We start from the raw sequence: 3,224 nt of genomic DNA on the forward strand, positions 1-3,224 counted from the left end.
CTGGACACGCTCAAAAACACCGACGTGCTGCTGCTCGACGACTGGGGCATGGCCGCCATGGACAGTCAAACCCGGGCCGATCTGCTGGAGATCATCGATGACCGGGCCAGCCAGCGGGCCACCGTCATCACCAGCCAGTTGCCCATTGAACACTGGCATGAGTGGATAGGTGACCAAACTGTGGCGGATGCCATGCTGGATCGCCTGATGCAAAACCATCACCGTTTCACGCTGACCGGCGAATCTCTGCGCAAAAAAAGCCTGCCAGCGCAAGGGAGCACCGATTACTAAGCCACCACGCTCAGGGGCCTCCGGCGGCCTGGCAGGGGCCTATTCGTTCAAAAGATTCAATTCCACAGAAGGGCAAAACAGCCGGGAAAGCAAGCCGGCATAAAATCAAAACGCGCAACACCGACCCCCGGTCACGTTCGCCGGAATGCCGGTCACGTTGCCGGAATCAGCGGTCACGTTCACCGGAATACGCACAATGCCGGGTTAGAACCTTGGTGCTGGAACCGACACGCCTGGCGCAACCCGAAAGCGCCGGTGCTACAAAAAGCATAGCTGGAAGCGCAGGCAGGGCATTCGCCAGCATTACCTTGGGCATAAGGATTGGCATGGGTGAATTTCCACAAACCTAACTGAAATCGGACATCTTGGCTGCACCCGCTCAATTTTTTATTGTACAATAAAACGTACAAACAAGGAGTCCCGCAATGGATGCCATTACCTATTCTGCCGCACGCGCAAATCTAGCCAGCACCATGAACCGTGTGTGTAATGACCATGAAGCTTTGATCATTACTCGAAACGGCGAACAGTCCGTTGTAATGCTTTCCCTGGAGGACTTTCAAGCCCTTGAAGAAACGGCTTACCTCCTGCGTAGCCCGGCCAATGCCAAGCGCCTGCTCTGCGCCGCAGCCCAGCTGATCGCTGGCAAGGGTGTGGAAAAGGCGCTGACAAAGTGAGGTTGGTTTTTGCCGATGAGGCATGGGAGGACTATCTGTATTGGCAGAAGCAAGACAAACGAATGGTCGAGCGCATCAACAATCTCATCCTGGAAACCAAACGTGAACCCTTATCAGGCATTGGCAAGCCCGAACCGCTGAAGCATGCCTTGTCAGGTTTTTGGTCTCGCAGGATTACAGACGAACAGCGCATGGTTTACCAAGTCGAAGGCGACGCGTTATTGCTGGCCCAACTTCGCTATCGCTACTGAAGACGCATAACGTCGCCTTCAGCGGCGCGCTCCAGCACGGCCGCTGCAAGGCAGGGTTATGTTTCTTTCGTTGATGGCAGTCACTGGTCACGGTGCCTGAAAGCGCCAGCGCATCGTGAGTTTGCCGCCCCCATCTTTTACTTGAACCACTTGTTCGCCCGACTGGCTGCGCCAGCCACCCTTGAGCGCCACGGTGAACGGCTTGTTGTTTCCATAGGCGATCTCGCGAAACAACAGTTGCTTGGGCTGAGGCCCCTTGGCTTGGGGTACCTCTTGGTAGCGTGCGGGTTGGTCGGTGGTAATAGTCTCGGTGTAGGGTAGTGGAAACGGCGGGCCCTGCGGGTCGACAGTCAGCGTGTTCTTTACCGAGTCAACTTCGACCGCGTAGAACAAGCCGACATCTTTCGAAGTGGCGGATCGAGACGGCAGGGCGCCCGAACCCTTGCGAACTTCGTTGCGCGTGCAGCGCAGCGTGGGCTGGCAAGCCGGATCGGCGAGCACTGAAAGCGAGGTTTCATTGATCACGTAGCTGCCACTTTGGGCGGTGGCGATCCAGGTCTGGTAACGCGCCGGGCCGGGCTGAACCGCTCGCGCAGTTTCCTTGCCGGACTTGAGCATGGCGTCCGCCTTGGGCGTGCCCGCCATCGCAGCGCCCATCTTCTGTATCGCACGCGTGACGCAGGCCTCATCTTCGCCGCACTGGGCCATGATCTTCCCGATGTCGGCCGTCATCGGGGCCATGTCGGTGTGCATCTTTTCTATCTGGTCAGCCTGCTTGTCGAGCTTGGCGGTTTGCGCCGCATCGAGCGCCTGTATCGTGGGGAGCGGGAGCGGCGCTTGACTCACCAGGTCGGCCACCATGCTTACGTTGCGCTTAGAGCCCCATTCGCGCAGGTCGTTTCTGTCCTGCTTCTTGCCAGCCGACTCATACACATACTCGACGCTGAGCGTGGCCTTGGCGCCTGCGGGCGCAAAGGTGTCGACGGCCTGCGCTCCGGCACAGGGGGCCGCCACGCCCAGGGCAAGCAGCCAGTATGGGGAAGGAATGCGCATGGTTGTCTCCTAGAAGGATTAGATGCGTATCGAAGCCAGTTCCACGAAGCCTGGTGCGACTTGACAGATCGTCACTAATGAAATCGCGAGGACTTGCGCAGGCGCATTATTTTCTCGCCTGCCCGTCGTTGCTTCTGTCAACAACCTGGCGGGATATAACGCCTGAATTCAGCCGCCGCTGGCATAGGCGGTCGGCTGCAATGCTGGGTTAAGCCTGACCTATGGCTGCGCCGTAGATGGATCAATGACTACGCTGACTGGAGTGATCTTGTTTGCTGGCAGTCCAGCTTTTTCCGCATGGCAGCGAATAAGATCCTCACTGGGAGCGTTGTAAATACAGTAGATCTTGTCACCAGCGACATAGCTCTGAACCCACTCAATGTCAGGACCTAGCTCAGCAAGAACCGCATTGGAATGCTTGGACGCATCCCGAAGCTGATCGCCAGACATGTTGCAAGCACCGGATATCTCACGTTCTATTAAATACTGTGGCATGGTATTTTCTCCTGGTTGAAACACTACTTCGCTGTTGAGGCCTAACCTGAAATTAACTGGCGAAGCCGTCCGATCAAATGCTGGAGTAGACGAAACAGTATGGGGCTGCGAGGCCTTGGATGCAACCCGGACATCGCGCCCGCTGCATGGCGACCGCTTCGCTGCACCGCGAGTTGCGCCGTACCAAATGTGAGAGGCGAGCACTGCGCTACCGTAACCATAGCGTCAGATGCTTGCTGGACGAGCGCAAACTGTTGTTTTTCCAGGAGCTCTTGTATACCGCTTGATTCGCTACGAGTAACGTATGAATTCAGTGGGCGGCGAAGCCGATCCAATGCAATGCCGGGTTAGGACCCAATGGCACTACCTTAAGAGAAAGCTCATTTAGAAACAACGACTTGACAGTGCACAGGCATGTGTCTGATGGTTGCCGAGGGTGGGCTGAGCTTCCTTGACT

Annotated in this window: 5 protein-coding genes; 3 read left to right on the plus strand and 2 right to left on the minus strand. The window is 56.8% G+C overall.

The genetic code is table 11. The annotated features are described in order from the left end of the window. The 3 genes from IWX85_RS19990 to IWX85_RS20000 all read left to right on the plus strand — a co-directional run. The coding region (locus IWX85_RS19990; RefSeq protein WP_196870962.1) for an ATP-binding protein at nucleotides 1–291 on the plus strand (291 nt) is incomplete at its 5' end. A 425-nt stretch (nucleotides 292–716) separates the two neighbouring features. Continuing rightward, on the plus strand, nucleotides 717–968 hold the full coding sequence (locus IWX85_RS19995) for a type II toxin-antitoxin system Phd/YefM family antitoxin (RefSeq protein ID WP_196870963.1): 252 nt from the start codon (nucleotides 717–719) through the stop codon (nucleotides 966–968). Beyond that, nucleotides 965–1,219, plus strand: coding sequence for a Txe/YoeB family addiction module toxin (locus tag IWX85_RS20000; RefSeq protein WP_196870964.1), 255 nt, complete (start codon nucleotides 965–967; stop codon nucleotides 1,217–1,219). The genes IWX85_RS19995 and IWX85_RS20000 overlap by 4 nt, the downstream gene beginning before the upstream one ends. Before the next feature lie 87 nt (nucleotides 1,220–1,306). Here IWX85_RS20000 and IWX85_RS20005 read toward each other — a convergent pair whose 3' ends face one another. Further along, on the minus strand, nucleotides 1,307–2,272 hold the full coding sequence (locus IWX85_RS20005) for a hypothetical protein (RefSeq protein WP_196870965.1): 966 nt from the start codon (nucleotides 2,270–2,272) through the stop codon (nucleotides 1,307–1,309). A 219-nt stretch (nucleotides 2,273–2,491) separates the two neighbouring features. Then, on the minus strand, nucleotides 2,492–2,767 hold the full coding sequence (locus IWX85_RS20010; RefSeq protein WP_196870966.1) for a DUF4242 domain-containing protein: 276 nt from the start codon (nucleotides 2,765–2,767) through the stop codon (nucleotides 2,492–2,494). Between the last annotated feature and the right edge of the window lie 457 nt (nucleotides 2,768–3,224).

Origin of the sequence: Polaromonas sp. CG_9.11 (assembly GCF_015752225.1) — a bacterium.
Taxonomy (GTDB): Bacteria; Pseudomonadota; Gammaproteobacteria; order Burkholderiales; family Burkholderiaceae_C; genus Polaromonas.

What these genes read in the sequence shown, in the direction of transcription:
- IWX85_RS19995 (WP_196870963.1), top strand. Translation starts at nt 717, where the DNA reads ATGGATGCCATTACCTATTCTGCCGCACGCGCAAATCTAGCCAGCACC.
- IWX85_RS20005 (WP_196870965.1), bottom strand. Translation starts at nt 2,272, where the DNA reads ATGCGCATTCCTTCCCCATACTGGCTGCTTGCCCTGGGCGTGGCGGCC.
- IWX85_RS20010 (WP_196870966.1), bottom strand. Translation starts at nt 2,767, where the DNA reads ATGCCACAGTATTTAATAGAACGTGAGATATCCGGTGCTTGCAACATG.